Genomic DNA, 1,638 nt, shown 5'->3' on the forward strand with positions numbered 1-1,638 from the left:
CGATCGGCGACCGGGGCACCGGGCTGGTGTCGACGGTCGCCGGGCTGCTCGCCTTCCTCGCCTTCCTGCTGTTCGCCGTGCAATTGCTGCTGAGCCTGTACGCGACGTCGACGTTGACGGCGGCGGCCGGCGACGCGGCCCGGCTGGTGGCGGCGCGCGGAGCGGCCAGGGACCCGGCCGGGCTGGCCCGCGCCGAGGCGTACGCCCGGGGCCTCCTCGGCCGCTTCGGCGACGACGCGACGTTCACCTGGGAGGTCGACGCCGACTCCGTCCGCCTCCGGGTGCAGGCCGACCCGCCCCGGGTGCTGCTCCCCGCCCTCGGCGGCGCCCTCGGGTTCGACCACATCGACCGCACGGTCGAGGCCCGCATCGAGGAGCTCCGGTGACGCGGCGGTGCCGCGGGGACCGGGGGGTCGTCGGCGGGGTCGAGGTGCTGCCGTTCGGCGTGCTCGTGTTCGTGGCCGGGAGCCTGCTCGTGGCCAACGCCTGGGCGGTCGTAGACGCCAAGCTGGCGGTGACGTCGGCGGCGCGGGAAGCGGTGCGGGCCTACGTGGAGGCGCCCGACGCCGGAACGGCCGCGGCCACCGCCGACGACGCCGCCCGCTCGGCCCTCGCCGGCCACGGCCGCGACCCGGCCCGCCTCGGCCTCACGCTCGACGGCGGGTTCGGCCGCTGCGTGCCGGTCGTCGCCGTCGCCACGTACGACGTCCCCGCGGTGTCGCTGCCCTTCGTCGGCGGCTTCGGCCCGGCGCTCACCGTCCGGGCCGAGCACCGTGAGCTGGTCGACCCGTTCCGGGCCGGCCTCGGCGGCGAGGCCGACTGTGGCTGACCCGGCCGGCGAGCGTGCGAGGGAGGGAGGCCCCGACCGGGGGAGCGTCCTCCTCCTGATGCCGGCGGCCGTGCTGGTCGTGCTGGTGCTGGGCGCCATCGCCGTCGACGCCGCCGTCGCCTTCCTCGCCGAGCGGGAGCTGGCCGGCGCGGCGGCCGCGGCAGCCAACGACGCCGCCACCGCCGGCCTCGACGAGGTCGCCCTCCGGCAGGGCGCCGCCTACCGGCTCGACCCGTCACTCGTCGAGGCGGCCGTGGCGGCCTCGCTCGACGCCCAGGGGCTGCCGCCCGGCACCTCGGTCTCCATCGCCGTCGAGGGCGACGAGGTGCGCGTCACCCTCGCCGCCGAGGCCGACCTGGTGTTCTCGCCGTCCATCCCCGGCGCGCCGGACACCGTGGCCGTGAGCGCGACCGCCTCCGCTGCCGCTGTCTCCCGATAAGTGTTGTGTTGTTTCGATGTTTCTTCTATCCTCCCTCTCGATGAGCGAGCGCGTCACCGTCGCCGCCGGGCCGGACGGCCGGCCGGTCGCCAGGAAGGTCGCCGGCACGCCCGAGCGGGCCGACCTGTTGCGCCACGAGGCGGCCGTGCTCGAGCTGGCCCGCCACCCGTCCGTCGTCGAGGTCGTCGGCCTCGAGGACGACGGCGACGGCGGTGCCGCGCTCGCCATGGCCTGGGTGGGTGGGCGGCGGCTCGGCGACCTGCACCGGCTGGCGACGGAGGAGGCGGCCGGGCTGGTCGCCGCCCTCGCCACCGTGGTCGCCGACCTGCACGACCTCGGTCTCGTGCACGGTCGCATCGAGCCCGACCAC

4 protein-coding genes are annotated in these 1,638 nt (G+C 77.1%); all 4 read left to right on the forward strand.

All coding sequences use genetic code 11. The annotated features are described in order from the left end of the window. The coding region (locus VGB14_08435) for a hypothetical protein (GenBank protein ID HEX9992938.1) at positions 1-386 on the forward strand (386 nt) is incomplete at its 5' end. Further along, entirely contained in the window at positions 383-829 is a 447-nt protein-coding gene (locus tag VGB14_08440) for a hypothetical protein (protein HEX9992939.1), read from the forward strand. The genes VGB14_08435 and VGB14_08440, both read left to right, overlap by 4 nt. Beyond that, entirely contained in the window at positions 822-1,268 is a 447-nt protein-coding gene (locus VGB14_08445) for a hypothetical protein (protein ID HEX9992940.1), read from the forward strand. The genes VGB14_08440 and VGB14_08445 overlap by 8 nt, the downstream gene beginning before the upstream one ends. A gap of 40 nt (positions 1,269-1,308) precedes the next feature. Continuing rightward, positions 1,309-1,638, forward strand: a 330-nt coding sequence (locus VGB14_08450) for a hypothetical protein (protein HEX9992941.1), incomplete at its 3' end; no start/stop codon positions are given.

Source organism: Acidimicrobiales bacterium, from assembly GCA_036399815.1.
Lineage (GTDB): Bacteria > Actinomycetota > Acidimicrobiia > Acidimicrobiales > DASWMK01 > DASWMK01.